The sequence below is a fragment of the Sulfuritortus calidifontis genome (assembly GCF_003967275.1).
In the GTDB taxonomy this organism is placed as follows: domain Bacteria; phylum Pseudomonadota; class Gammaproteobacteria; order Burkholderiales; family Thiobacillaceae; genus Sulfuritortus; species Sulfuritortus calidifontis.
The window spans coordinates 1,706,105-1,732,990 of the sequence record NZ_AP018721.1 but is presented as its reverse complement, the minus strand read 5'-3'; the positions used below and the strand labels follow the sequence as shown (position 1 = coordinate 1,732,990).

General features: G+C 62.2%; 27 protein-coding genes, 2 tRNA genes and 1 pseudogene. 19 read left to right on the top strand and 11 right to left on the bottom strand.

The window, feature by feature from the left end:
- Nucleotides 1-20: 20 nt before the first annotated feature.
- A pseudogene (locus EL388_RS14410) lies at nucleotides 21-308 on the bottom strand (methyl-accepting chemotaxis protein); the annotation flags it as partial.
- 617 nt (nucleotides 309-925) lie between these two features.
- Here EL388_RS14410 and hemW point away from each other — a divergent pair.
- From hemW to folE, 5 genes are all read left to right on the top strand, one after another.
- Complete coding sequence (gene hemW, locus EL388_RS08965; protein ID WP_126462617.1) at nucleotides 926-2,098, top strand: radical SAM family heme chaperone HemW; 1,173 nt, start codon at nucleotides 926-928, stop codon at nucleotides 2,096-2,098.
- 179 nt (nucleotides 2,099-2,277) lie between these two features.
- Nucleotides 2,278-2,550, top strand: coding sequence for a hypothetical protein (locus EL388_RS08960; protein ID WP_126462614.1), 273 nt, complete (start codon nucleotides 2,278-2,280; stop codon nucleotides 2,548-2,550).
- Nucleotides 2,544-2,996: a universal stress protein gene (locus EL388_RS08955; RefSeq protein WP_126462612.1), complete on the top strand. Its 453-nt coding sequence runs from the start codon at nucleotides 2,544-2,546 to the stop codon at nucleotides 2,994-2,996. Before EL388_RS08960 ends, EL388_RS08955 begins: the two co-directional genes overlap by 7 nt.
- Before the next feature lie 81 nt (nucleotides 2,997-3,077).
- The gene (locus EL388_RS08950) at nucleotides 3,078-3,731 is read left to right on the top strand and encodes a DUF2238 domain-containing protein (RefSeq protein ID WP_126462609.1); all 654 of its coding nucleotides are present in this window, start codon (nucleotides 3,078-3,080) and stop codon (nucleotides 3,729-3,731) included.
- A gap of 34 nt (nucleotides 3,732-3,765) precedes the next feature.
- Nucleotides 3,766-4,380 carry a GTP cyclohydrolase I FolE gene (gene folE / locus EL388_RS08945; RefSeq protein ID WP_232019077.1) on the top strand — a complete coding sequence of 205 codons (615 nt, stop codon included), beginning with the start codon at nucleotides 3,766-3,768 and terminating at the stop codon, nucleotides 4,378-4,380.
- On the opposite strand, the gene EL388_RS08940 is transcribed toward folE, so the two are convergent.
- The 9 genes from EL388_RS08940 to thiO all read right to left on the bottom strand — a co-directional run bounded on the left by EL388_RS08940 (nucleotide 4,319) and on the right by thiO (nucleotide 10,478).
- Nucleotides 4,319-4,990, bottom strand: a complete 672-nt coding sequence (locus tag EL388_RS08940) for a TetR/AcrR family transcriptional regulator (protein WP_197721771.1) — start codon at nucleotides 4,988-4,990, stop codon at nucleotides 4,319-4,321. The two genes, folE and EL388_RS08940, sit on opposite strands and share 62 nt — an antisense overlap.
- Before the next feature lie 20 nt (nucleotides 4,991-5,010).
- Nucleotides 5,011-6,018, bottom strand: a complete 1,008-nt coding sequence (locus EL388_RS08935; protein ID WP_126462603.1) for an NAD-dependent epimerase/dehydratase family protein — start codon at nucleotides 6,016-6,018, stop codon at nucleotides 5,011-5,013.
- Between the two features lie 18 nt (nucleotides 6,019-6,036).
- Complete coding sequence (locus EL388_RS08930) at nucleotides 6,037-6,678, bottom strand: DsrE/DsrF/DrsH-like family protein (protein ID WP_476755995.1); 642 nt, start codon at nucleotides 6,676-6,678, stop codon at nucleotides 6,037-6,039.
- 280 nt (nucleotides 6,679-6,958) lie between these two features.
- Entirely contained in the window at nucleotides 6,959-7,255 is a 297-nt protein-coding gene (locus EL388_RS08925) for an HU family DNA-binding protein (protein WP_126462600.1), read from the bottom strand.
- A gap of 376 nt (nucleotides 7,256-7,631) precedes the next feature.
- A tRNA-Pro gene (locus EL388_RS08920) sits at nucleotides 7,632-7,708 on the bottom strand.
- Nucleotides 7,709-7,724: 16 nt separating this feature from the next.
- On the bottom strand, nucleotides 7,725-8,693 hold the full coding sequence (ispB, locus tag EL388_RS08915; RefSeq protein WP_269470944.1) for an octaprenyl diphosphate synthase: 969 nt from the start codon (nucleotides 8,691-8,693) through the stop codon (nucleotides 7,725-7,727).
- Between the two features lie 90 nt (nucleotides 8,694-8,783).
- Nucleotides 8,784-8,859, bottom strand: a tRNA-Thr gene (locus EL388_RS08910).
- A 33-nt stretch (nucleotides 8,860-8,892) separates the two neighbouring features.
- A complete protein-coding gene (locus tag EL388_RS08905; RefSeq protein ID WP_126462597.1) occupies nucleotides 8,893-9,339 on the bottom strand; it encodes a Fur family transcriptional regulator in 447 nt (148 codons plus the stop codon).
- A gap of 32 nt (nucleotides 9,340-9,371) precedes the next feature.
- Entirely contained in the window at nucleotides 9,372-10,478 is a 1,107-nt protein-coding gene (gene thiO / locus EL388_RS08900) for a glycine oxidase ThiO (protein ID WP_126462594.1), read from the bottom strand.
- A gap of 218 nt (nucleotides 10,479-10,696) precedes the next feature.
- Between thiO and EL388_RS08895 the strand changes: the two genes are divergently transcribed.
- From EL388_RS08895 to EL388_RS13760, 9 genes are all read left to right on the top strand, one after another.
- Nucleotides 10,697-11,269, top strand: coding sequence for a GspH/FimT family pseudopilin (locus tag EL388_RS08895; protein WP_165919119.1), 573 nt, complete (start codon nucleotides 10,697-10,699; stop codon nucleotides 11,267-11,269).
- Between the two features lie 14 nt (nucleotides 11,270-11,283).
- Nucleotides 11,284-11,736 carry a type IV pilus modification protein PilV gene (pilV, locus tag EL388_RS08890; protein WP_126462588.1) on the top strand — a complete coding sequence of 151 codons (453 nt, stop codon included), beginning with the start codon at nucleotides 11,284-11,286 and terminating at the stop codon, nucleotides 11,734-11,736.
- A gap of 8 nt (nucleotides 11,737-11,744) precedes the next feature.
- Nucleotides 11,745-12,824 (top strand): PilW family protein, encoded by a 1,080-nt coding sequence (locus EL388_RS08885; protein ID WP_165919120.1) that lies wholly within the window; start codon nucleotides 11,745-11,747, stop codon nucleotides 12,822-12,824.
- A gap of 11 nt (nucleotides 12,825-12,835) precedes the next feature.
- On the top strand, nucleotides 12,836-13,363 hold the full coding sequence (locus EL388_RS08880) for a pilus assembly PilX family protein (RefSeq protein WP_126462582.1): 528 nt from the start codon (nucleotides 12,836-12,838) through the stop codon (nucleotides 13,361-13,363).
- A 17-nt stretch (nucleotides 13,364-13,380) separates the two neighbouring features.
- On the top strand, nucleotides 13,381-16,866 hold the full coding sequence (locus tag EL388_RS08875; protein WP_126462579.1) for a pilus assembly protein: 3,486 nt from the start codon (nucleotides 13,381-13,383) through the stop codon (nucleotides 16,864-16,866).
- Between the two features lie 15 nt (nucleotides 16,867-16,881).
- Nucleotides 16,882-17,382, top strand: a complete 501-nt coding sequence (locus tag EL388_RS08870) for a type IV pilin protein (RefSeq protein WP_126462576.1) — start codon at nucleotides 16,882-16,884, stop codon at nucleotides 17,380-17,382.
- Nucleotides 17,383-17,467: 85 nt separating this feature from the next.
- Complete coding sequence (locus tag EL388_RS08865; RefSeq protein WP_232019075.1) at nucleotides 17,468-18,451, top strand: biotin--[acetyl-CoA-carboxylase] ligase; 984 nt, start codon at nucleotides 17,468-17,470, stop codon at nucleotides 18,449-18,451.
- Nucleotides 18,448-19,182: a type III pantothenate kinase gene (locus EL388_RS08860; protein WP_165919121.1), complete on the top strand. Its 735-nt coding sequence runs from the start codon at nucleotides 18,448-18,450 to the stop codon at nucleotides 19,180-19,182. Before EL388_RS08865 ends, EL388_RS08860 begins: the two co-directional genes overlap by 4 nt.
- Nucleotides 19,183-19,190: 8 nt before the next feature.
- Entirely contained in the window at nucleotides 19,191-19,331 is a 141-nt protein-coding gene (locus tag EL388_RS13760) for a hypothetical protein (protein ID WP_165919122.1), read from the top strand.
- Between the two features lie 185 nt (nucleotides 19,332-19,516).
- Here EL388_RS13760 and alaS read toward each other — a convergent pair whose 3' ends face one another.
- Nucleotides 19,517-22,129 (bottom strand): alanine--tRNA ligase, encoded by a 2,613-nt coding sequence (gene alaS / locus EL388_RS08855; RefSeq protein ID WP_126462570.1) that lies wholly within the window; start codon nucleotides 22,127-22,129, stop codon nucleotides 19,517-19,519.
- A gap of 185 nt (nucleotides 22,130-22,314) precedes the next feature.
- Here alaS and EL388_RS08850 point away from each other — a divergent pair, with 185 nt between their 5' ends.
- From EL388_RS08850 to EL388_RS08830, 5 genes are all read left to right on the top strand, one after another.
- A complete protein-coding gene (locus EL388_RS08850) occupies nucleotides 22,315-22,644 on the top strand; it encodes a rhodanese-like domain-containing protein (RefSeq protein ID WP_126462567.1) in 330 nt (109 codons plus the stop codon).
- 111 nt (nucleotides 22,645-22,755) lie between these two features.
- The gene (locus tag EL388_RS08845) at nucleotides 22,756-22,983 is read left to right on the top strand and encodes a sulfurtransferase TusA family protein (RefSeq protein ID WP_126462564.1); all 228 of its coding nucleotides are present in this window, start codon (nucleotides 22,756-22,758) and stop codon (nucleotides 22,981-22,983) included.
- A 52-nt stretch (nucleotides 22,984-23,035) separates the two neighbouring features.
- Complete coding sequence (gene dsrE2 / locus EL388_RS08840; protein ID WP_126462561.1) at nucleotides 23,036-23,545, top strand: sulfur carrier protein DsrE2; 510 nt, start codon at nucleotides 23,036-23,038, stop codon at nucleotides 23,543-23,545.
- A gap of 288 nt (nucleotides 23,546-23,833) precedes the next feature.
- Nucleotides 23,834-25,372 (top strand): OmpP1/FadL family transporter, encoded by a 1,539-nt coding sequence (locus EL388_RS08835; protein WP_165919123.1) that lies wholly within the window; start codon nucleotides 23,834-23,836, stop codon nucleotides 25,370-25,372.
- A 201-nt stretch (nucleotides 25,373-25,573) separates the two neighbouring features.
- Nucleotides 25,574-26,704, top strand: a complete 1,131-nt coding sequence (locus tag EL388_RS08830) for an OmpP1/FadL family transporter (RefSeq protein ID WP_126462555.1) — start codon at nucleotides 25,574-25,576, stop codon at nucleotides 26,702-26,704.
- Nucleotides 26,705-26,886 lie beyond the last annotated feature (182 nt).

The window sequence follows — 26,886 nt, the reverse complement described above, 5'->3', positions numbered from 1 at the left end:
AGCGCCCGCATGCCATTGTGGGCATCCTGCCCATCCTGACGCATGGCGGTGGTCTGCTCGGGATTGACCTGGACCTGGCTGCGCACCTTGGCGGCTTCGTTCTGGATGGTTTCGACCAGGCTGGAGATGTCGTGGGTCGCCCCTTGGGTGCGTTCGGCCAGTTTGCGCACTTCATCGGCGACCACGGCGAAGCCACGGCCTTGCTCCCCGGCGCGGGCCGCCTCGATGGCGGCATTGAGCGCCAGCAGGTTGGTCTGTTCGGCGATTTCCTGGATGAGCTTGACGATGCTGTCGATCTCGCCTGTGCGGGCATGCAGCTGGTCGACCGCGTCGGCGGTTTCCAACATGCGCTGGATAAAGCCGTCGAGATTGCCGGCCATGCGCTCGATGATGCCGAGGGTGCTACCTACATTGGAGCAATTGGCCGCGACCTCTTGCGATTCGTGTTTCATGGAGGCGGCCAGGGTTGCGAGCGAGGACTGCGACTCCTTGAGAGAATCGCCGTAAGTGTTGAATTGCCGGGCTACACCCTGAAACAGGCCGAGCGCACCGGCCTGCTGGGTCATCGACGTCATCGCGGATTCGGCGGCTGCCTGGTTCTGTGCCAGTTGCTCGCGCAACGCCGCGTTTTCACTTTCGAGGGCCTGAAGCCTGGATTCCAGCAGGCTGGGCTGCTGGCGGTTCTTCATGAACAGCAACATGTCTACCTCCTTCGTTTATCCGGGGCAATTGCAAAACCCACCCGCTTTTTTTATATTCAGACTGTGCCATCCAATTTATCCCAACTTTTTCGGTAGGGATATATAGGTTTTTGATTTGCATCAAATAATTGTGATTTCGTGTTGTATTGCCCCCCCGCGGCGGGGAGCGGGTAAACTTATGGCGCGCATGGATGCCCATGCCGCAGCCTTGAGAAGATTCCGATTTGTCCAATCACCCGTTGATCCCGCCAGGCGGTCTTGCGCTGCCGCCGCCGCTGACGCTGTATATCCACCTGCCTTGGTGCGTGCGCAAGTGCCCCTATTGCGACTTTAATTCGCACGCCCAACGCGAAGGTCTGCCAGAGGCGCGCTATGTCGAGGCCCTCGGCCGCGATCTGGAGGCTGCCTTGCCTGCCATCTGGGGCCGGCCGATCGAGGCCGTGTTCTTCGGCGGCGGCACGCCCAGCCTGTTCTCGCCGGAGGCGATCGACGCCATCCTGACCCGGGTGCGTACCCTGACCCGGCTCAACCCGCTGGCCGAGATCACCCTGGAGGCCAACCCCGGCACCTTCGAGCGCGAGCGTTTCCAGGGCTACCGGCAGGCCGGAGTGAACCGGCTCTCGCTTGGCATCCAGAGCTTCAATGACGATCACCTGCGTGCCCTCGGCCGCATCCATTCGGCGGCCGAGGCGGTTCGCGCCGCTGAGGCGGCGCTGGCGCTGTTCGACAGCGTCAACCTCGACCTCATGTACGCTCTGCCCGGCCAAAGCCTGGACCAAGCCGAGGCCGACCTGCGCCAGGCCATTGCCCTGGGGTCGCCACACCTTTCCGCCTATCACCTCACCCTGGAGCCGAACACCGTCTTTGCCGCCCATCCGCCGGCCCTGCCGGATGATGAACTGGCTGCCGACATGCAGGAGCGGGTCGAGGCCCGGCTGCTGGAGGCCGGCTATGGGCATTACGAGACCTCGGCCTTCGCCCGGCCTGGCAGCCATTGCCGGCACAACCTGAACTACTGGCTGTTCGGCGACTATCTGGGCATCGGCGCCGGCGCCCATTCCAAGCTGTCGTTCCACGACAAGATCCTGCGCCAGGCGCGGGTCAAACATCCGGAAGACTATCTGCGCAAGGCCGGCAGTTCCGACGGGGTATCGGAGGAGCGATCGCTGCGGCGTAGCGATCTGCCGTTCGAGTTCATGATGAATGCCCTGAGGCTGACCGAGGGCTTCGACTCGCGGTTGTTCCAGGAGCGGACCGGCCTGCCCCTGAGCCAGGTCGAGGCCGAATTGGCCGAGGCCGAGGCACGCGGCCTGCTCGAGCGGGGACAGGAGCGCATTCGGCCAACCCCCACCGGCCGGCGCTTCTTGAATGAACTGCTCCAGCTCTTTCTCAAGTAGGCCCGCCATACAAGGCCGCTATGGCCCGCGTGGTGGTCTGTAAAAATCTTTTAATTGACCCACGCTATGCTTTGGCTAAGTTGAAGAGCGTGAGCAGGCTGGCTTTGCCGACCGGCTCATAACATTAAGTGGGCTTGCCAGGCGGTACATGAAGCAGGCCCGATCGAGTGGGGGTAGACATGGCTCAGACGGAAAACGAACGCCGGTTCGATGCTGCTTCGCAGGAACGCCGGCCGATAGTCGAGGTGCACCATGCCGGCCGCAGGATTGGCCTTTATCGGGTGCAGGGTATTGGTTGGCGCGCCATGGTGCTCGGTCACGGCGGGATTTCCTTCCCGGTCGGCACCGAGCTGGTCATCGACGATTTCCAGCGGCTGGCGATCGACTCGCGCAAGCGTTTGCCGGCGCGGGTGGTGGGCAACGATGTTCGGGGTATTGCGGTGACATGGTGAGAACGGAAAGCGAATCCTCAATCTATCAGGCCGTGCCGGTCGCTATGCAGAGCAGCGCGCCGGTGTCTGCGGCCCCTCGCCGAGCCAAGCCGGGCGTGGCCCTGCTGGTTATCGATGGCAAGCGGCTGGAGAAGGCCTTGTTGCCATCGGCGGTGCAAATCTGCCGCCAGCTCAGCCAGCGGCTCGATATCTTGATGACTTCGCCTCCGCAAGAGCCATTGCACCTTTTGGGCAGGTTTTTGCAATTGCTGGAACGCGCCGGGATCGATTACCGCCTGACCCAGGCCGAAGGCGATCTGGCCGAGGAGGCGATGCGTTATGTCCAACGGCATCGGCAGATCTCCATGGTCCTGATCGGTGCCGACCGGAAGCCTAGCGCCGAGCTGGACATGGCCTCGCAGCAGTTGCGCGACCTGGGCTATCCCGTCGGTATGCTGGTCGCTTGAGGCATCAGCCTCGTTAGCCAAGCCCGCTTCAGGCGGGCTTTTTTATGCCAACATGGGAGCAACGCCAAAGCAGGAGACCTTATGCCCAATGGCAAACTTCTCGGCCTGTCCCGCCTGGTCGCCCGCGATCGTCCCTTCCTCTGGTTCTTGCTGCTCATCGTGCTGCTCGTCCTTATCTGGTCCGGCCACGAGCCGAAAGATCGCTTCACTTGGTTTCTGGAAGTGCTGCCGGTGCTGATCGGCCTGCCGTTGCTGCTGCTTACCTACCGGGCGTTCCCCTTCACCGGCCTGGCCTATGGCTTGATGGCGTTGCATGCCGTGATCCTGATGATCGGCGGTCATTACACCTATTCGGAGATGCCCTTGTTCGAGTGGCTGCAGGCCGAGTTCGGCTGGGCGCGTAATCACTATGATCGGGTCGGCCATGTCGCCCAGGGCCTCGTACCGGCCATCCTGGCTCGTGAAATCCTGCTGCGCACTTCGCCACTGAGGCCGGGTAAGTGGCTGACCTTCCTGGTGCTGTGCGTGGCGCTGTCGATCAGTGTCTTTTACGAATTCCTCGAGTGGTGGGTGGCCATCGCCTCCGGCGACGAGGCGGTGGCTTTCCTTGCCACCCAGGGCGATGTGTGGGATACCCAATGGGACATGCTGCTCGCCTTGCTTGGCGCCCTGGCCGCCGTGTTGCTATTGTCCGGGGTGCACAACCGGCAGCTGCGCCGGCGCGGATTTCTTTGAGGTGACCATGTCCGACTGTTCCGATCACGATTGCATGCCCGCCCCCAGGCCCGGCAGCCTGGGCATCCCCCGCAGCGGCAAGTTCGATGTCGCCGCCTTCGAGCAGGCGATCACCGATCTCTTGCGTGCCTGCGGGGTCGAGCCGGATGCGGTGCATACCGGCCGCACCGCCCAACGGGTGCGTGAGCTCTGGCAGCGGCGGCTGCTCGGCGGTTACGACATGGACCCGGGCGAGGCCCTGGGCGAGGGTTTTCAGGACGAGCGCGACGACATGGTGGTGGTGCGCGGCATCGCCGTACATGGGGTGTGTCCGCATCATCTGGTGCCCTTCCGCGGCGTCGCCCATGTCGCCTATGTCCCGGGCGGCCGGCTGCACGGCTTCGGCCGCATCGCCCGCATGGTCGATGCCATCGGCCATCGCTTCACCTACCAGGAATGGATGACCCGGGACATCGCCGAGGCCCTGATCACTCACGGCAAGGCCAAAGGGGCCGCCTGCGTGATCGAGGCGGAGCAACTGTGTCTGCTGCTTGGCGAGGACCGGCGCGGCGACGAGCGGGTGGTGACCCAGGCCTACACCGGCTGCTTCAAGCAGGACGCTCAGTACCGGAACGAGTTCTTGCGCGCGCTGGGCGGGCCGCTGCCTTGACCCGGGGTGGTTCAAGCCCTGTCAGCCAGCCTTGCAGCAGGGTGACCTCGCGCTTGAGCAGTTTCGGGTCGCGGTAGACATGGGTCATGACGGTGATGCCCTGGCTGCGGCCGAGCAGGTGCAGGGCCAAGGTATCGGCTTCCCTGCCATAGCCCAACGCTTCAAATTGCCGCGCTAGCCATTGCAGAAAGAGATCGAACAGCGGCTTGGCGGGGTTGTGCGTGTCGGCGGTCTTGCCCAGTTCGCCGGTCAGGGTGCCGACCGGGCAGCCATAGTGGACCAGGTCATCCTGCCGGCCGATCAGCATTTCGGTAAACCGGATAAGCCGCGCCCTGGGCTCGCGCAACTCCTTCTCCCAACCTTCCAGCATGGCCGTGAATCGGGCAAGGTGTTGATCGATGACGGCGGCGAGGATGTCGTCCTTGGTCTTGAAATAATGGTAGATATTGCCGCGCAGGATGCCTGCGCTGTCCACGATGTCGCTGAATGAGGTGAAGTGATAGCCCTGGTGATAAAAGAGATTCTGGGCGGCTTCGATAATATCGCTGCGCGTCTTTTCGCCTTTACTGGACATGGCTAGGGCCCGTTGATCAATCAATGGCTTAATCATCGGGCCTGGACGCCTGGGCTTCAAGAGATGGGCCGATACATTTTCATCGGGTAGGTCTGGCGCTCCGCCATTTCGGCCACCTGCTTGGCGATGGCGGCCTGCCAGTGGTGGCGAGGTCGGTAGCCAAGCAGGCGCTCGGCCTTGCCGTTATCGGCCCCGGTGTCTTCCAGTAGATGAATGATGCTGCGGGTGACCAGCGGCTCCCAAGGCAGCAGAGGATCGATGGCCTCCATCAGGCCGGCGAAGGCGTAGGCGACGGGGAAGGGCACGCTGAAGTGGGGCTGGGGATAGCCGTATTTCGTGTGCAGGTGCGCGATCGCTTGCCGCACGCTGGGGATCTCCGGGCCGACGATATTGAAGCCTTCGTAATCGCTCAGGCCCGGTGTCGTCGCTGCCAGGGCGAAGGCCTGGCCGATGTCCTCGCCGTCGATCAGCGGCAGGCCGGTGCGGCCGCCGGCCACCCAAGGCACCAGATGGGTCTTCAATCGGGGCAACAGGATGGGCAGGACGCCCAGGCCATAACGTCGGCCGACGAAGATGCCAAGGCGCAGATTCACGACTTGAAACCCCGGCTTGGCGCGCTCGCGCAAGGCCTCTTCGATCGCGATGACATTGCCCAGGTGCGGCCAGAACGAGCGGGGGATGCCACGGCTCTGCGGGTCGGCCGAATGCTCGGGCGCGGCGGCGGAAGTGGTGCTGGTATTGATCACGCGCCGCACGCCGGCGGCCTCCGCAGCTTCGATCAGTTGCAGAACGGGTTGCAGGAACAGGCGCTCGGAGTTTTCCCGGTTGCCCCAGAGCGAACTCCAGGCGGCGCAGAGGCAAAGCGTGTCGACGCCTTCGACGGCGGCGCGGGCATAGGCCGGATCGCGCAAATCGCCCGCCCGTACCTCACCTCGAAAGTGATCCGGCAGCCTGGCCGGGTCGCGGCATGCGGCGATGAGGTGGACATCGTCGCGCCCTTGCAGGGCTTCGAGGACATGGCTGCCGACAAAACCGGTGGCGCCGGCGACAAGTATTTTTTGCATATCCGGTCCCGAGTGGCGTCAGACGAACAGGGTGACGTCTGCTTTCTGAGCGATCGGCAGGAAGCTGGCGGCGCCGATCCAATCGGTGACTTCTGGAATGAACTCATCGCGCTCATAGCCGAACAGGTCGACGGTCATCTGGCAGGCCACCAGTTTGGCGCCGGCCTCCAGGCTGAGTTCGCGCAGTTCCGCGATGCTGGCGACGCCTTTGGCCTGCAAGGTCTTGTGCATCATGCCGGTGGCGAACGATTCGAAGCCGGGCAGGTTGCTCATGAGCAAGTTGGGTATCTTGAAATTGATCTTCTGCAACCATTCGGGCCCGGCTGGCATCTTCATGGGCATGGCCGGGTTGCCCAAGGGGGAGACCTCCAGTCGCAGATCGCGGCGCAGCAACTCCAGGCCATAGAAGGTGAAGAAGACCGAGGTCTCCCAGCCCAGGGCCGCTGCCGTGGATGCCAGGATGAACGGCGGATAGGCCATATCCAGCGTGCCCTTGGTGGCGATGATGGCGAGCGAGGGAATCTTGTTGGCCTCGCGCTCGGCCAGCTTGGCTTCCAGTCGCTGGTCGAACCAGGCATTGAGCCGGTCGATATCCATATCGGGTTCCGGCTTGGCCGGTTGGGTAGATAGGGCTTCGGTGATGGAACTGATGCTGGACATGGCGACCTCCGATAGTTAATTGGACAAACGTACAAATCCAATAATTGGACATTCGTCCAGTAAAGTCAAGGGGCCGCGATTGACGTAGGAATAGCCGCGTAGAAGTCGGTTGGATGGGCGGTGCGAATAAACAGCGACTGCCGGGCTGTGGGCAGGTTGAGTGATTCTGAAAGTGGGGGATTCTGAAGACGTCCTGGCGGTGATTCGCCAGATGCGATGCAGCTTGGGAGGATGTTGCGGGCAGCGGGTGTGGCGCAAGGCCACACCCGCCAGGCGAAGATTACTTCTTCTTCGCGGCCTTCTTGCCTGCGACAGCGGCCTTGAAGCCAGCGCCCGCGGTGAAGCGCGGCACGGTGGTGGCGGCGATCTTGATCTCTTTGCCGGTCTGCGGGTTGCGGCCGGTACGGGCGGCGCGCTTGGCAGACTTGAAGGTGCCGAAGCCGACCAGGGTGACGGTGTCGCCCTTGGACACGGCCTTAACCACGGCGTTGATCATGGCGTCGAGAGCCTTGCCGGCAGCGGCTTTGCTGATGTCGGCTTCCTTGGCGGCGATTTCAATCATTTCGGATTTGTTCATTGAATGCTCCTAAGGTGTTAGTACAGTTTTTGGTACTGCTTGTGTCCAGTGTTGCCCTGTGATTAGCCCTGGGGGCCTATCCGGCAGGGTTAAATCTACGCGAATGTCGCGGTTAAAACCAGAGGGTTGGCTACGGAATCTTCTCTCCCAAGCGGGTTGTAGGCATGGCGGCAACAAATTTTGGCGCCTGGCGGGCGTTTGCCGGAATGTCGAGACTGGAGCGGCAGCTGGCCAGGCCGGGTCGATACCCCATTCTGGGTGGGTGGGCCGGAGGTGGAAGAGGCGCCGGGATTGGCCTGCGGGCTGCGCGGTGGTCACGCAACACAGCTTGGCGCCGACGGCGCCGCAAAGGGGGATGGGAATATCGGGGGAAAGTTGGTCGGGGTGAGAGGATTCGAACCTCCGGCCTCCACGTCCCGAACGTGGCGCTCTACCAGGCTAAGCTACACCCCGACGATCTGTTGCAGATCTAGTGATCGCGGCTGACCGCGAAGGCCGACAATTCTATCAGAGCCTGTTTATATTCGCCATCCGGCAAAACAGAAATTGCTGCCTGGGCGATTTTTGCCTCGGCCTCGGCTTGGCGCCGGGTATGGTCCAGGGCGCCGGTGGCGCGGATGATCTCGTGAATCGCCTGAAAATTATCGGCATTGCCGTTCTCGATGGCGGTGCGGATGAGCTGGGCCTCATCTGCACTGCCGTGGCTCATGGCGTAGAGCAGGGGCAGGGTAGGCTTGCCCTCGGCCAGGTCGTCGCCGACGTTCTTGCCGGTCTGGCTGCTGTCGCCGGAATAGTCGAGCACGTCGTCGATCAGCTGGAAGGCGGTGCCCAGGTGCATGCCATAGGTGGCCATGGCCTGTTCCACCTCAGGGCTGGCCTGGGCGATCACGGCGCCGATCTGGGTGGCCGCCTCGAACAGCTTGGCCGTCTTGTAGCGAATCACCCGCAGGTAGTCGTCGACTGAGATGTCCGGGTCGTTGCAGTTCATCAGCTGCAGCACCTCGCCTTCGGCGATGATGTTGGTGGCGTCGGACAGAATCTCCATCACCCGCATGTTGTGCACCGAGACCATCATCTGGAAGGCGCGGGAATAGAGGAAGTCGCCGACCAGCACGCTGGCGGCGTTGCCGAACAGGGCGTTGGCGGTATCGCGACCGCGGCGCAGCTCCGAGGCATCGACCACATCGTCGTGCAGCAGGGTGGCGGTGTGGATGAATTCGACCACCGCCGCCAGTTCATAGTGTTGCCGGCCCTGATAGCCCAGGGCCTTAGCACTGAGGGCGACCAGGGCGGGGCGCAGGCGTTTGCCGCCGCTATTGACGATGTATTCGGCCACCTGGCGCACCAGCACGACGTCGGAGTGCAGGCGTTCGCGGATGACGCCATCGATCTCCGCCATATCGGCGGCGAGCAGTGAAGTGAATGCGGGCGTCGACACTTAGTCGGCCTGGTGGTGGAGGGGGGTTGAACGGGCGGTCACGCGGATCAGGTCTGGCTGGCCAATTTTCGTGAAGAGCGGGAAATCGGTTGGTGCTGATGAGAGGAGTCGAACCTCCGACCTACTGATTACGAATCAGTTGCTCTACCAACTGAGCTACATCAGCACTGGCGGCGGATTATAGCAAAGCCGATGCGGCTTAGGCGTGGAGGCCGCCGCTGTGCGAGGGGCGGATGCGGACGATGATGTCGACACTGTCGGCCACCATGCCCTGTGGCAGTTCGGGCAAGCCAGAGATCTGCATGGCATCGGCCTCGATGTCGGTCAGTTCGCCGCTCTCCACATTGAAGAAGTGGTGGTGCGGCGCGGTATTGGGATCGTAGAAGACCTTGCTCGGATCGACGATGACCTCGCGGATCAGCCCCTTCTCCAGAAACAGCTTGAGGGTGTTGTAGACCGTGGCCTTGGAGGTCTCGCTGTGGCGCAGGTTGACGCTGGCCATGATCTGGTCGGCCGAGAGGTGCTCGCAGCGCGAGAACAGGGTGTGGGCGATCTCGATGCGCTGGTGGGTCGGCGTGATGCCGTGTTCCCGCAACAGCAGGGCCATGTCTTCGCGACTCAGGTTGGGGTTGGCGTGTTTCAGCATAAATTCGCGCTGGTTCAATCAGTTAAGCCATTCTAGGCGGGTGTTTGTACTTTGTCTAATTGTTCCGATGCCCCAGGCCAGCGATAAGGCGACGGGTCAATCGGGCAGGGGCTGCCCGAGATCATCGCGGCCAGGATTTCGGCACTGGCCGGTGCCATGGTCACGCCATAGCGGAAGTGTCCGGTGTTGGCATAGAGGTTGGCCAGTTCCGGATGTCGGGCGATGGTGGGAATATTCTCCGGCGAACCCGGTCGCAGCCCGGCCCAGTGGCGGACGATGCGGGATTCGTCCAGTACGGGCAGGATACCCCGGGCGAATGCCAGCAGTTCCTGGCCTGCCGTTTCGGTCGTGCGCTTGTCGAAGCCGACCTGCTCCAGCGTGCTGCCGGCCAGAATATGGCCGTCGGCCCGGGGCACCAGGTAGTGGCCTTGTTTGTAAACGATGCAGGGCAACAGCCCCGGCTCGGCCTGGAACAGCAGGATCTGGCCACGCACCGGGGTGATCTGCAGTCCGGCCGCGCGGGCGCCCAGCAAGGATTGGCTCCAGGCGCCGGCGGCCAGGATATAAAAGTCCGCTTCGATGATGCCCTGCGCGGTGCGCACGCCGCTCACCCTGTCTTTGTTCGTCAGCAGCTCGACGAGGGGCTGGTTGGCCAGGATGGTGACGCTCATATTCTGGAGGCCTCCGGCCAGCGCCTGAGCCAAGCGCGGATTGCGCATCTGGCCGACCTCGGGCAGCCAGAGCGCCTGCTCGTCCCGGCCAAGCAGGTTGGCGATATGAGCCGGTGGCCGCGTGGCTGCCCAGCCATGCAGGCCGCACCATTGCTGGGTGGCGGCGGCATCCGTCAGGCCCGAGGCCAGCATGCCGCTGGGCAGGTATTCGGGATCGATGCCGGATTGCCGATGCAGCTGCCCGGCCCAGTCGGGCCAGAGCCGGCTGCCTCGCAGTGCCAGGTCATTGACGGCAGGGCCGTAATCCCAGGGCAGCAGGGGCGAAAGGATGCCGGCGCCGGCCCAGGTCGATTCGCCCCCCGTTGGGCCGCGGTCGAGCACGGTGACCCGATGGCCGGCCTGGGCCAGGACATAAGCACTGGTCAGGCCGATGACGCCGGCGCCAAGAATAAGAATTTGTGTGGGCATGAAAAAATCCTGAATGCCGCGATTTTATAGGCTCCGGGCCGGTCTTCGTATTGCCTGGATGGGGTATCTGTGGCAGTCTTGCCGCGAAATCACAACATTTCGGCCGGAAACGCCGATGAACATTGGCCCCGTGCTTCTCGCAGAGGCGGAGAAAAAGAGGGCGGGCTGTGCGCTGACTTGATTGGACCTAACCATCAATGCGAGCAAACCGCCGTCACATGAGCAAGTCGATTGCCGGGCTCACCCTGATAGAGCTCATGGTGGTCATTGCCATCGCAGCCATTCTTGCCACGGTGGCAGTGCCCAATCTACAGAATCTCTTTATCAACAACCGTCTGGTCACCCTCTCCAACAGCTTTGTGGCCTCGCTCAATACGGCACGCAGCGAAGCGATCCGTCGCGGTGCCAGCGTATCGCTCAAGAGAAATTCGGCTACCAGCGGTGACTGGGGCAGTGCCGGCTGGACCATCTTTGTCGACAGCGATGGCGACGGCACCCTGGATGGGGGTGAGACCACGCTGAAGATCGAAAACGCCCTGCCCAGTCCAATGACCCTGTATGCCAACAACAACTTCCTTAATTTCATCCGTTTCACGCCTTCCGGCCAGAGCAACAATTCGGGCACTTTTGTGATTTGCTACGACGGTCTGCTGCAGCAAGGCGGTGAGGCGCGCTCCCGGGCCATCGTGGTTAACGCCACCGGACGGGTGCGCGTGGCGCAGGACAGCAACGGCGACGGCATTCCGAATAAAGATGATGCCAGTAATGTAACGAGTTGCACCAATCCATGAGGCTTGAACTGGCTATGAAGCAAGCGCAACAGATCCGATCCGGAGGCAAGGCATACCAGGGCGGCTTCAGCCTGCTCGAAGTCCTGGTGGCCATTGTCATCATGTCCCTCGGCCTGCTCGGTCTGGCGGCGCTGCAGGCGACTGGCCTGAAGAACAACTACAGCGCTTATACCCGCTCGCAGGCTGCGCTCTATGCCTATGACATGATCGACCGCCTGCGGGCCGATCGGCAGGCAGCCCTGAGCGGCAGCTATAACCTCACCCTGGCGGCCCCCGCGCCTACTGGCAGCACCCTGGCCGATACCGAGCGGGCCAGCTGGCTGGCGCAACTGGCGGGCCTGCCGGCCGGCGATGGCTCGATCAACGTCACCACGGCCGGCGTGGTGACCATCGTCGTGCAATGGAACGACAGCCGCGCCACGGCGGGCAGTTCGACCGCGAGCTTGCAGGTGGTGTCGCAGATATGAAAACGCTCATGCAACGACCGCTTCGATTCAAATCAGGGCAACGCGGCCTGAGCCTGGTCGAGCTGATGATCGGCATGGCCTTGGGGCTCATCGTGACCGCCGGCATCGTCTACATCTACCTGGGGTCGCGCCAAAGCTACAAGATGCAGGACAATATGGCACGCATCCAGGAAAACGGCCGCTACGCCATGGAGATCCTGAGCCGGGAGATTCGCATGGCCGGCTACCAAGGCTGCTCGAGCGCCACCTTTACCAATACGATCAATCCCCAGACCGCGGCGGCGGATAACTATGCCTGGGATTTCACTCGAAGCGCGATCGAGGGATATAACGCCACCGGCAGCGGCACCTGGTCTTCCGTCACCTCGGGTAGTCCGGCGACGGCGGTGAGTGTGAGCAATATCGATGCCGCCGTGGTCAGCGGCACGGATGTCATCAGCCTGCGCACCACGGACAACCTGAATATCAGCATTGTGGGCCAGCCGACCGACAACAATTGCAGCGGCACGACGGCCGATTTGAAGGTGACCTCGAACACCCAGTTGTCGGACGGCATGATCGTCATGGCCACCAATTGCAGCCATGCGGCGGTGTTCCAGATCACCAATTTCAACTCCAGCCAGAACGTGGTGCACAACACGGGTACCGGCACCCCCGGCAACGCCACGAAGGATATGGGTGCCTGCTTCGTGGGTGGCGAGATCGTGGGCATCTCGGCCAAGAGTTATTACATCCGCAACAACCCGGCCGGCGTGCCGGCACTGTATAGAAAAATTGGTGCAGGGACGACTGACGTGAAGGAACTGGTCGATGGCATCGAGAATATGCAAATCCAGTACGGGGTGGACAACGACGGCAACGGTTCCATTGACCAGTACGTCGACGCTGGTCACGCAAGCCTGGATTCGGCGGATGAATGGAAGAATGTGCGCAGCGTGCGGATCAGCCTGCTGCTGGTCAGCCAGGACAACAACGTGACCGATGCGCCGCAGAAATACGTCTACAACGGCAGCACGGTGACGCCGACCGACCGCCGGCTACGCTATGTCTTCACCAGCACCATCGGCGTGCGCAACCGATTGCAATGAGGGACGAGAGAATGCAGCGACAGATACTCAACCCTTGTGGTTCGCATCAGCAGGGCGCGGCCCTGATCATGACCCTGATCTTCCTGGTCCTGCTGACCATGATCGGCGTCACTTCGGTGCGGGTGAGCACCCTGGAAGAGCGGATGGCCGGCAACACCAGCGACCGTTACCGGGCCTTCCAGGCGGCCGAGGCGGCCCTGCGCGATTGCGAGAGCGTTTTGCAGCAGGCCTCGCTGCCGGCCTTCAACAACACCAACGGCTATTACCAGCCGGCGGCCGCGGGTGCGACGCCGCGCTGGAAGAGCATCACCTGGACATCCTCCTCGGCCAGCCGGGAATACAGCGGCACGTTCAGCGGGGTGGGCAGCAAGCCGCGCTGCATCATTGAGGAGATGCCTGCGATGCAGCAGAGCACCTCCGGCGGCAGCTTGAAGGCGGGCATGCCGCTGCCGGAACTCGGCCTTTATCGCATCACCGCACGCGGCACCGGGGTGACGGGCGATACCGTGGTCATGTTGCAGACCATGTACATCCGCTAGGGAGCGAGGAGGCAACGATGAAACCCGATTCTCACGCCCGTCTCTTTCTGCGCTGGCTGGCGATGCTGGCCGGCCTGCTGGCAAGCGCCCAGGCGCTGTCGGTCACCCTCTCGGACAATCCGCTCTTCATCCCCACCCCGCTGGCGCCGAACATCATCCTGACCCTGGACGATTCCGGCAGCATGCGCTGGGGCTATGCGCCGGACAGCATCGGCGACACGGCTGCCGAGCGTGACACCCGGCGCTTCAAATCGGCGACCTTCAACCCGATGTATTACAACCCGCAGGTGAGCTATGACCCGGGGGTGAATGCAGACGGCACCACGCGCTCGACCTCGTTCACGGCGGCCAAGCGCAACGGCTTCTACGATTACGCGACGAACAATACGGTCAATCTGTCAACCAGCTATCGGCCGGTTTATGACTACGACCCGTCCACCAATGACAACGACTATGCCGAGAACCCGAGTGCGGATTTTCCGGGCCAGGAGAATTCCGGCGTCGCCGCTTATTACTATAGGTTCAAGACAACCTGCAATTCGCAAAGCTCGACCGATCTAAACGATGAGAATTGCTATGAGAAGGTCACCGTTAGCGCAACCTCCGGACCCGGTGGCACGGACGAGCGGCAGAACTTCGCCAACTGGTATTCCTTCTACCGCACACGCAGCCTGATGACCGTCACCGCCGCCTCGCGCGCCTTCGCCTCGGTCTCGGCCGAGTCGCGCGTGGCCTGGCAGGCGCTCAACAGCTGCAGCAGTTTTGGCACTTCCTGCTCCGGCTGGGGCGGCACGGCGGTGACCAACAAGATTCGCAAGTTCACCGGCGCCCACAGGACCGATTTCTACTATTGGCTGTTCCGTCTGCCCGCGAGCGGCGGCACCCCGCTGCTGGAGGCCATGGAGCGCGCGGGGGAGTACTACAGGACCACGGGGCTCGACAGCCCCTATGCCTATGATCCGGGCACCACGGACGCGCCGGAATATTCCTGCCGGCCGAACTTCCACGTGATGATGACCGACGGCATCTGGAACAACAACACCCTGAGCGGAAGCTACGGCAATTACGACAGCACCAATAGGGCGCTGCCGGATGGCAAGACCTATACCGCGCGCTATCCCTATCAGGATGGCAACAGCGCCAGCCTGGCCGATATTGCCTTCTATTACTGGGCCAACGACCTGACCGCCCTGAACAATAATCAGCTGCCGCACTACACCGACCGCACCGGCACGGCGGACGAGCAGTACTGGAACGCCAAGAACGACCCCGCGACTTGGCAGCACATGGTCAATTTCACCGTGGGACTGGGCCTGAACACCCTGCTGACCAACCCCGACTGGGGCGGCGACACCTATGCCGGGGATTACCCCGCGCTGGTGGCGGGCAGCAAGACCTGGCCGGCCACCGGTGACAACGTCAGCCCGGGCAATGTGGCCGATCTCTGGCACGCCGCCATCAACAGCCGGGGCAAGTTCTTCGGTGCCGACGATCCGGACGCCCTGAACATCGCGTTCCAGGGTGCGATCAGCAGCATCCAGAGCCGCGAGAGTTCGGCCGCCGCCCTGGCCACCAACTCGACCCGCCTGGGGACCGACACCGTCATCTACCAGGCCAAATTCAACAGCGGCGACTGGACCGGCCAGCTGATCGCCTATGCCATCAACAGCGACGGCAGCCTGGGCAACAAGGTCTGGGACGTGACCGATCCGGGCAAGATACCGCTTGCCGCTTCACGTAATATCAAGACCTGGAGCGGGACAGCGGGTATCGATTTTCTCTGGGCCAGCCTGACCAGTACCCAGAAAAACGCCATCGACAGCGCCAATGTGGCCAACACCAGCTCGCCGGTGTTGGATTATCTGCGCGGCGACCAGAGCAATGAATTGCAAAACGGCGGGAGCTATCGCAACCGTTCGCGCCGCCTGGGCGACATCATCAACTCCGACCCGATCTTCGTGCATGCCCCGAACTTCGGCTACAGCGTGCTGACCGAGGGATTGGCTAGCGGTGCCACGCCTTATGCCACCTTTATCAGCGGCAATCAGTCTCGGACCAAGATGATTTATGTTGGGGCCAATGACGGCATGCTGCATGCCTTTGATGCAACGACGGGCGAGGAGAAGTTCGCTTATGTGCCAAATGAGGTCATGACGAACCTCGCTTCCCTGAAAAGCACGACATACGCCCATAAGTATTTCGTTGATGGTTCGCCCTTTGTCGGCGATGCCTTCGTCAGTAGTGCCTGGAAAACAGTATTGCTGGGCACGACGGGGGCGGGCGGCAAGGCAGTGTTTGCCCTGGATGTGACCGATCCGACCGCCTTCACCACCTCCAAGGTGCTCTGGGAGTTCACGCACGCCGAACTGGGCAACACCATTGGCCAACCGGTCATCGCGCGCGTGGCCTACAATAACCGCTGGGCGGCGATCTTCGGCAACGGTTACAACAGCACCGCCGGCACGGCAAAGCTGTTCATGGTCTTTTTGGATGCCAACCCGGCCGACGGTTGGCAGGTGGGCAAGGACGCCGACTACATGGTGTTCGATACCGACAGCACAACCAATAATGGCCTCGCCTCCCCGACCCTTTATGACAGCGACGGCGACAAGGTGGTCGATACGGTTTACGCCGGCGACATGCAAGGCAATGTCTGGAAATTCGATATTTCGGGGACTAACACCAATGCCTGGGGCGTGGCCTATAAATCGGGCTCGACGCCCAAGCCGCTGTTCACCGCCCGCAATGCCAGCAACCAGGTGCAGCCGATCACCGCGCCGGTGGAGATTGGCGCGCCGCCGCCTGGCAAGACGGGGGTGATGATCTATTTTGGTACTGGTCGGTTCTTCGCGACCGGCGATAACACCAACCTCGAAGTGCAGAGCTTGTATGGCGTGCTCGATGCCGGCTCGCGGATCACGACGACGGACCGCAGCGAATTGCAGCAGCAGACAATTCTTTACGAAGGAACCGATACCGGTACCACAGGGCGTACCGCGACGACAACGCAGATTCGAGTGCTGTCGAACACCGCGGTCAACTGGACGACCAAGAAGGGCTGGTATCTCGACCTGGTCCAGCCGCCGAGCAGTACCGCCCAAGGCGAGCGGGTAATCAGCATTCCGCTGTTGCGGCATGGCCGGGTCATCTTCACCACCCTGGTGCCTTCGACCGACCCTTGCCAGTTCGGCGGCACCAGTTGGATCATGGAAATGGATGCGCTGACCGGTGGCCGGCTGAGTGAGTCGGTGTTCGATTTGAACAACGACTCCAATTTCAATGCCACCGATTATGTGACGGTGACGGTTGGCGGCGTCGAGATCACGGTCCCGGTTTCCGCGGTGAAATCGACTGTGGGCATCATCAAGACGCCGACGGTGGTGACGGCGGGTACGGTCGAATACAAGCTGGCCAGCGGCACCACGGGTGAGATCAGTTCGACCAAGGAGAAGAGTTCGGCGCAGGGCACAGGTCGGGTATCTTGGCGCGAGCTGGTGGATTGAGGTTCAGGGGGCGGTATGACTGATTCGAAGCAATGGGGTGGGCGGGGACAGCTTGGCGTGACCCTGATCGAACTGCTGATCGTGGTGGTGATCATGGGTATTCTTGCCGCGATCGCGATCCCGTCCTATCAGAGTTACACGATCCGGGGCAAGCGGGCCGATGCCAAGGCGGTGCTTACGGAAAACGCCAATTGGCTGGAGCGGAACTACACGGCCAACGGCTGTTACAACTATGGCAGCGTGACCGACTGCCAGGGGCAATCGGGCACGGCTGTTACCTTGCCTTTTACCGTTTCGCCCAAGACCGGCGCCGCTAATTACGCGATCACCATTGCCTATGCCAGCAGCGGCCAGCAATACACCCTGACGGCAACCCCATGCGGCGTCGGTGGCGCAGGTTGTCCTGGCGGCAGCACGAACTTCACCGACAGCGAATGTGGCGCCCTGACCCTGGACAGTCTGGGCCAGCAAGGCGAGGGCGGCAGTCAGGACGTGGCCTATTGCTGGCAGAGATGATCGCTCGGCTTGGGGCATAATGCCCTGGGTATTTTGAGTAATTCATCCGGCCGGTTTGCCCGGCCGCTCGTGATCGGATAGACAGTTGAGTTCATCCAGCACCAGCGTGTTTCGCGTATTGCGCCAATTGTCCGGCGAGGAGTTTCGCTCGGGTGAGGCGATTGCCGAGCGCCTGGGCATTTCCCGTGCCAGTGTCCATAACGCCGTCCGCCAGGCGCAGGACTTGGGCGTCGAAATCTATTCGGTCCGTGGGCGCGGCTATCGTCTGGTGCATCCGCATAGCTGGCTTGATCTGGACGCGGTGGAGCCGGTGGCCGAGTCGCTCGGCTACCGCCTGCATGTCCACGACCAGGTGGATTCCACCAACAGCCGGCTGATGGCGTTGGGGCAGGCGGGTGCCGAACACAAGACGGTTCTGGCAGCCGAGTGGCAGACCGGTGGCAAGGGCCGGCGCGGCCGTGCCTGGCTGTCGCCGCTGGGCGGCGGCTTGGCCTTTTCCGTTCTGTGGCGCTTCAGCCGCACGGCCAGCGACCTGTCCTGTCTCAGTCTCGCCGTCGGCCTGGGTCTGGTGCGCGCCTTACGCGAGTTGGGGCTGGCCGACGTGCAGTTGAAGTGGCCGAACGATGTCCTGCACCGTGATCGCAAGCTGGCTGGCGTCCTGATCGAATTGCAGGGCGAGGCCCAGGGCCCGAGCATGGCAGTGATCGGTGTGGGCCTGAATGTGCGCCTGCCAGAGCCCTTGCGTGCCGAGATCGAGCAGCCGGTGACCGATCTGATGGAAGGGTTGGGCGAGCCAGTAGACCGTAACCATCTGCTGGTCGAATGCTTGAGGCAGTTGGATCAGGTGCTGGTCCATTATGAGCAGGACGGTTTTGCTGGGTTGCGTGCCGAGTGGGAGGCCAGCCATGCCTTCCACGGCCGCGAGGCACGCATGATCGCGGCCCAGGGCGAATCCTGGCGCGGCCGGGTCGCCGGCATCGACGAGGCGGGGGCCTTGCTGCTCGACACCGAAACCGGCCAGCGCCGCTTCTATTCCGGCGAACTGAGCTTGCGCGGGGTCACGGCGTGATCCTGCTGGTCGATGCCGGCAACAGCCGCATCAAGTGGGGCGAGTTCGAAGCCGGCCAGTGGCGCCATAAGGATGCCGTGCCCACAAGCGACCTGGCCTTGCTGGCGGAGCGCTGGCAACGGCTGAGTCCGGCCTGGATATTTGTCAGCAACGTGGTGGGCGGCGAACTGGTCGAACTGGTTGAACGAACCTTCCCGGCCGGCACGCGCCAGTATTGGCTGACGCCGAAGGCCGAGGCCTTCAGCCTGCGCAACCGCTATACGATGCCCGATAGCCTGGGGCCGGATCGTTATGCCGCCATGCTGGCGGCCCGGCAACATGGCTTCGGTCATGTCGTGGTGGCCAGCCTGGGTACGGCGCTCACCGTCGATGCCCTCACAGCCGAGGGCGAGTTTCTCGGCGGCATGATCCTGCCGGGCTACCGCACCATGTTGCGCAGCATCGAGCAGGCAACCCGCGGCGTGCGGGCGGGCCTGGGGCAATGGGCTGCTTTCCCGACCAACACCAGCGATGCGGTCGAGACCGGCATCGTGTCGGCCCTGGTCGGCGCCATCGAGGCCCAGCGAGGCCGATTGCAGGCCCATGTCGGGGCGGAGGCCGCCGCCTTGCTGACGGGGGGCGACGCCGCCCTGATCAAGCCGCATCTGCGCGGGCCGGTGACGCTGGTGGAAGATCTGGTTCTGGAAGGATTGTTATGGGTCGCGAAGGAAGGCGGCGCCGCGGGCGCCTGATTCTCTGGTTGCTGTTGCTCAACCTCCTGGCGCTGGCAGCCGGGCTGGCCTGGGAACATTGGCAAGGCCTGTCAGCGGCCGTTCCCAACATCAACGCCGACAAGATCCTGCTGCTGAGCGCGCAGGAAGGGCACTCCAAGGAGCAGTAAGAATCATCTGGTGCGCCATGCGCACCAAAAAGAATTATGAAAATGCTGAAATGGTCGTTCCCGCGCAGGCGGGAACCCAGAAAAATCGATGGGCTGGATGCCCGCCGGCGCGGGCATGACGACCGAATGACTCTAATGAATGGTGCGCATGGCGCACCCTATGGCTAGCTAAAGGTTGAGGTGGTTCAGGCCTTGCCGGCGATCCAGTCCTTCACCGAGGCCAGCGCCGTCGCCAGCTTGTCCGGCTGGGTGCCGCCGGCCTGGGCCATGTCCGCCCGGCCGCCACCCTTGCCGCCCACCTGCTGGGCGACGTGGTTGACCAGCTCGCCGGCCTTGATCTTGTCGGTCAGGTCGGCGCTGACGCTGGCGATCAGGGAAACCTTGCCGCTTTCCACGCTGGCCAGCACCAGGGCGCAGGACTTGAGCTTGTCCTTCAGCTTGTCGGCCAACTCGCGCAGGGCCTTGGTGTCGGCACCCTCGATCTGGGCCGCGAGGAATTTCACGCCATTTGCTTCCTGGGCCTGATTGGCCAGGTCATCGCCCTGTGAGGCGGCGAGCTTGGCCTTGAACCGGGCCAGCTCCTTTTCCATCGCCTTCACCTGATCCTGAATTTGCGCCAGGCGGCCGGCCACTTCCTGCGGCTGGGCCTTGAGCGAGTTGGCGACCTCGCGCAGGGTCTCTTCCTGCTCCTGCATGTAGGCCACGGCCGCCGGGCCGGTCACTGCCTCGATCCGGCGGATGCCGGCAGCGACGCCGCCCTCGGCCACGATCTTGAACAGGCCGATGTCGCCCGTGCGCTTCACATGGGTGCCGCCGCACAGTTCGGTGGAGAACGCGCCCATGCCGACCACGCGCACCTCGTCGCCGTACTTCTCGCCGAACAGGGCCATGGCGCCGGCCTTGATCGCCTCGTCGTGCTTCATGAGCCGGGTCTCGACCTTGCTGTTGCGGCGGATCTCGGCGTTGACCAGGCGCTCGATCTCGCGCAGCTGCTCCGGTGTCACCGGCTGGGGATGCGAAAAGTCGAAGCGGGTGCGCTCGGCCGTGACCAGCGAGCCTTTCTGGGTGACATGCTTGCCCAGCACGGTGCGCAGGGCGGCGTGCAGCAGGTGGGTGGCCGAATGATTGTAGGCCGCGCGGCTGCGCGCCTCGGCATCGACCTTGGCGTTCACCATGTCGGTCACCGCCAGCCGGCCGGTCTTGAGCCGGCCCTTGTGACCGAATACCTCGGCCTGAATTTTCTGGGTGTCTTCCACCACGAACACGCCGTGGCCGGAAGTCAGTTCGCCGATGTCGCCGATCTGGCCGCCGGACTCGGCATAGAAGGGGGTGCGGTCGAGCACGATCACCGCCTCGTCGCCGGCGTGGATCTCGGTGACCTGGCTGCCTTCCTTGTACAGGGCGACGATGCGGCCTTCCATCTCCAGGGTGTCGTAGCCGTGGAATTCGGTCGGCTCGCCGTTGAACTCCAGGCCCTTGCCCATGGTGAATTTGGAGGCGGCGCGGGCGCGCTCGCGCTGCAGTTCCATGGCCGCCTCGAAGCCGGCGAAATCGACGGTGACGCCGCGCTCGCGGGCGATGTCGGCGGTGAGGTCGAGCGGAAAGCCATAGGTGTCGTAGAGCTTGAACACGGTCTCGCCGTCGAGCATCTTGTCCTCGGAGGCCAAAGCCTCTTCCAGCACGCCCATGCCGTGCTCCAGGGTCTCGGCGAAGCGCTCCTCCTCCTGCTTGAGGATTGCGGTGACGTTGGCCTGGGCGGCGACGAGTTCGGGATAGGCCTCGCCCATGGCCTTGGCCAGATCGGCCACGAGCTTGTGGAAGAACGGCTGTTTCTGGCCCAGCTTGTAGCCGTGGCGGATGGCGCGGCGGATGATGCGGCGCAGCACATAGCCGCGGCCCTCGTTGCTGGGAATGGCGCCGTCGACGATGAGGAAGGCGCAGGCCCGGATGTGGTCGGCGATGACCTTGAGCGAGTTGTTGGCCAGGTCCTGCGTGTGGGTCTCGCGGGCGGCTGCCTTGATCAGGTCCTGGAACAGGTCAATTTCGTAGTTGCTGTGCACGTGCTGCATCACGGCCGAGATGCGCTCCAGGCCCATGCCGGTGTCGACCGAGGGCTTGGGCAGCGGGTGCAGCACGCCGTGCTCGTCGCGGTTGAACTGCATGAACACGTTGTTCCAAATTTCGATGTAACGGTCGCCGTCCTCGTCCGGGCTGCCCGGCGGACCGCCGGCCACTTCGGGGCCGTGATCGTAGAAGATCTCGGTGCAGGGGCCGCAGGGGCCGGTGTCGCCCATCTGCCAGAAGTTGTCGCTGTGATACTTCTGGCCGGCCTTGTCGCCAATGCGGGTGATGCGCTCGGCCGGTACGCCGATCTGCTTGGCCCAGATGTCATAGGCCTCGTCGTCGTCCTGGTAGACCGTGACCCAGAGTTTGTCCTTGGGGATGCCGAGTTCGCAGGTCAAAAATTCCCAGGCGAACTCGATCGCCTCGCGCTTGAAGTAGTCGCCGAAGCTGAAGTTGCCCAGCATCTCGAAGAAGGTATGGTGGCGCGCCGTGTAGCCGACGTTCTCCAGATCGTTATGCTTGCCGCCGGCGCGCACGCAGCGCTGGGAGGAGACGGCGCGGACATAAGGCCGCTGCTCGCGACCGAGAAAGACATCCTTGAACTGCACCATGCCGGCGTTGGTGAACAGCAGGGTCGGGTCGTTGCCTGGAATCAGCGGGCTGGAGGGCACGATGGTGTGACCCTTGGAGGCGAAGAAATCAAGAAAACGACGACGGATTTCGCTGCTTTTCATGGCACAGGCACGCAGGGATCGGGAAAACGTCGAATTCTAGCCGCGATCACCAGGCCGGCATAGGGTGGCTGTGGCGCAGTCGTGCCTTTGTTCGGCTTGGCTCCGGGCTTTGGTCCAGGTTGCAAAGCGCCGAGGCTCTCTATATATTAGCGCCCGCTAATAAACTCTTGGACGAAGGGAAGGTCATGTTCGGTGGCTACAATTTCAAGGAAGTCGACGTCGATTACCTAGCGAGCGTCGATCTTGGCAGCATCCATCTGCTGGATGTCCGCACCGATGCCGAGGTATCGCGCGGCGTGATCGATGGGGCCATTCATCTGCCCCTGCATCTGCTGCCGATGCGCGAGCACGACATTCCGAAGGACAAGCCGGTCATCATCTATTGCAACTCCGGCGCTCGCTCGGCCCAGGCCTGCGCCTTCATGGCGGCCAAGGGCTACACCAACATGCACAATCTGTCGGGCGGCATCATGGCCTGGATGCGTGCCGGCAAGCCGCTAGCAGCGCTGGCTTGAGCCAATTCCCGCCTTGTTTCCAAGGCTTTGGCTCTGGTTGCAATCTACCAGTAACTGGTTTAATGTAGCCGGGCCTTTTTTAGCACATGCTGATTTTGTAAAGGAGCAGAAATGAATTTCGATAAAGAGCTCGATGCGCGCGGCCTGAACTGCCCCCTGCCCATCCTCCGTGCCAAGAAAACCCTGGGTGAACTGGCCGGCGGCCAAGTGCTCAAGATCATCGCCACCGACCCAGGTTCCGTTAAGGACTTCGCGGCCTTCGCCAAGCAAACCGGTAACGAGCTCCTGTCCACCGCCGAAGCTGGCGGCGAGTACACCTTCTTCATCAAGAAGAAGTAAGACATCTGTATAGCCGTGGCTGCGGTCACGGCTAACCCTGGTGGGAGAGACAATGGATCAGAAAAAGCTGGCGATCATCGCCACCAAAGGCACGCTTGACTGGGCCTACCCGCCCTTCATTCTGGCCTCTACCGCGGCTGCGCTGGGCTACGAGACCCAGATCTTCTTCACCTTCTACGGCCTGCAAATGGTCCGCAAGGACCTGAGCGGCCTGAAGGTCAGCCCCCTCGGCAACCCGGGCATGCCCATGAAGATGCCGTTCGGGCCCAAGTGGTTCCGCGGCATCAACTGGAACATCCCCAATGCCGTCCAGGGCATCGTGCCGGGCTTCGAGTCCCTCGCCACCGTTCTGATGAAGCAAACCATCAAGAACAATGGCGTGGCCACCATTCCCGAACTGCGTGAACTGTGTCAGGAGGCTGACGTCAAGTTCATCGCCTGCCAGATGACGGTCGAACTGTTCGGCTTCAGCCACAGCGACTTCATCGACGGCCTCGAGTACGGTGGCGCCGCCACCTTCTTCGAGTTCGCCGGCGAGTCGGACATCTGCCTGTTCATCTAAGCCTTCGTGCTTGGGATAAAAGGGCCGCCTTCGGGCGGCTTTTTTGTTTGGGTCGCCGGGTTAGGCTATGCCCGAGTAATTTACTCGGCCGCTTGTTGCGCTGTTGCCAATGAACAAACCCCGGGTCATCAAACTGCAAAAATGCCTTGCCTGGATTAAGTACATTCCGATAGGATTTACGTACTTTCCGATTAGTACATGCGGACCACAGAAGGTGGTGGGCGGGGGAGTCGCCCAGGCGTGTATCTGATTGAATTTAAACCGCTTTTATGTGGAGGAGACCACTCAATGCAACTCAAGAAGCTCGCATTTGCCTTGGCCGCTGCCGGCCTGACTGTTTCCGGCGCTGCACTGGCCACCAACGGCATGAATATGGAAGGCTACGGCCCCGTTGCCACCGGCATGGGCGGTGCTTCCTTCGCCTATGACAACGGCACGGCCGCCATGATGAACAACCCGGCTACCTTGGCTTTGGCAGGCGACGGCAGCCGCTTCGACTTTGCTTTGGGTGCCCTGGGCCCTCAGGTTGAATCGGCGAATTCGCTGGGTAGCGTCGATTCGGATGGTACCCTCTACCTGATGCCGGCTTTCGGTTACACCAAAAAATCCGGGAATATGGCCTACGGTGTTGGCATGTTTGCCCAGGGTGGCATGGGTGCCGAGTACAAGGCTGGCTCCATGATGGATATCACGGCGCATACGACCAGTTTTGGCGGTACTGCAACCACGGGTGGCCAGAAACAGCGTTCTGAGCTGGGTGTCGGTCGTGTCTTGTTCCCGCTGGCCTACAATGTTAACGATAAGCTTTCCGTCGGGGGTTCTGTCGACTTTGTCTGGGGTGGCCTGGACATCCTATGGTCGCAAGATACCGAAAATTTCTTTGGCTCGGTCGATGTCAACAAGGTTTCGGCTGCCACCGTCGCCACTCTGGGCGCTTTTAACCTGACGCCCCGAAATCGGCGTGGTTCGGTTAGCGGCAATCTGATCGACAATTTCTTTGCGGGTTTCGCGGGTGGTAACTTCAGCGACTTCCATTGGGGCACCTTCGCCTTCAGCAATGCCAGCAAGGGCGATCAGCAGACCCTGGGTTACGGTGGCGCCGCCAAGCTGGGCATGACCTACAAGGTCAACGACAAACTCACCATCGGTGCGACCTATCATTCCGAGACCAAGATGTCGGACTTCGAAGGCGATGCCGTCATGTCCTTCAAGGTGAGCGGTGTTGCTTGCGGTGGCGGCGATTGCGTGATCCCGGTCGAATCCAAGGTCAAGGTCAAAGACTTCCAGTGGCCGTCCACCTACGGCCTCGGTCTGTCCTATCAAGCCTCCGATCGTTTGCAAGTCGCGGCGGACTATAAGCGCATCAACTGGTCCGACGTGATGAAGAACTTCCACATGGTCTTCACCGCCAATGCCACCCAGAGCAATGCGGCGGCGGCTGGCTTCGCCAACAACGTGCTGGACTATGTCTACTTCCAGAACTGGGACGACCAGAACGTCTACAACATCGGCGTGGCCTACAAGTACAGCGACAAGCTGACCCTGCGTGCCGGCTACAACTATGCGAGCAATCCGGTTCCTAACAGCACGGTGAGCTTCCTGTTCCCGGCCACGATCGAGCAGCATGCCACCGTGGGCTTTGGCTATGCCTTCAGCAAAGCTTCGAACTTGGATTTCTCCTTTACCTATGGCTGGGGTGACAAGGTGACCGAGAGCGTGGTTGAGGCCCTGGATGGTGCCGGTGCGGCTGGTGCTACCGACAGCCGTCCGGTCACGATCGATCACAAGCAGACCAACGCTCAGATCATGTACAGCTACAAGTTCTAATCTGAACCGGCTGTCCTGAAAGGGTTGCGGGCTTCGGCCCGCAACCCTTTTTTCTTGCCTCGCGTCTGCGCATCACCCCGGTTTTTCCCCAGGCATTGCGCGATGCGAAATGGCCGGTGCACCGTACGCGGCGGCCATACAGTAGGTAAATATATTAAAATTTGCTGACAAACGATTAACCCACTCACGAGGAGACAGACGATGTATTCCAACCGCCTGCCGGCCGCGGCGCTGGCTGCCGGCCTGTGTCTGCCCGGCGCTGCCTGGGCCACCAACGGCATGCTCATGGAAGGCTATGGCCCGATTGCCACCGCCATGGGGGGCGCGGCCATGGCCTACGACAACGGCACGGCGGCGATGGCCAACAACCCCGCCACGCTCGGCCTCATGGCCGAGGGCAGCCGGTTCGATATCGCGCTGGGCATGATCGGCCCGGATGTCGTGGCCTCCGCCCCGTTCGGCAATTCCAAGGGCGATGCCTTCTACATGCCGGCCTTCGGTTATGTCAGCAAGCGCGGTCAACTGGCCTATGGCCTCGGCGTCTATGCCCAGGGCGGCATGGGTACCGAGTATCCGGACGGCGACATGTCCCAGGTGGGGGTCGGCCGGGTGATCTTTCCCGCCGCCTACAATGTGAACGAGCGCTTCAGCGTGGGCGGCAGCGTTGATCTGGTTTGGGCCGGCATGGACATCGTGGCCGGCGGCTATGGCATCGACTTCAAGGACGGCAGCGACTACACCGGCGCCGCCAAGGGCTACGGCCTGGCCTGGAAGCTGGGTTTTACCTATCAGCTGAGCCCGCAGTTCAGTGTCGGTGGCGTGTATGAGAGCGCCGGCAACCTGGGCACCCTGGAAGACGGCGGCTGGAAGGTCAAGGGCTTCGACATGCCGCCCATCGCCGCCGTCGGCGCGGCCTGGCGGCCGAACGACAAGTGGCTGCTGGTGGCCGATGTCAAGGACGTGATGTGGAACAGCAGCATGAACACCGTCACCATCCTAAACAACGGTGCTGTGGTGGCGCCCTTCGTGCAGAACTGGGATGACCAGATCGTGCTCTCCTTCGGCGCCGCCTACAAGTTCAGCGAGGCCCTCACAGGCCGTCTCGGCTACAACCATGCCGACAATCCCATCCCCAGCCAGAACATGAACTATCTGTGGCCCGCCATCGTGGAGGACCACTATACCTTCGGCCTGGGCTATGTCCTGGACAAGACCTCGGAGTTCAATTTCTCCTTGACCTATGTGCCCGAGGCCGCGCAGACGGGCAACGGCGGCGTCTACGTCGAACACAGCCAGCTCAACTGGCAATTCATGTACAGCAGGCAGTTCTGAGCCACGCTCGGGACACGAAAGGGGGGCTGCGGCCCCCCTTTCGTTTATGTTGGCTTAGGGAAGGTCTGATTAAGCCGTCATGCCCGGAGCGAGGTTGTTGCCGCTTTAGCGGCTATACAACCACGGCCTGCCCCTTGCGGGTGCGCAGGCGGGCATCCAGTTTTTGATCCTTCTGGGTTCCC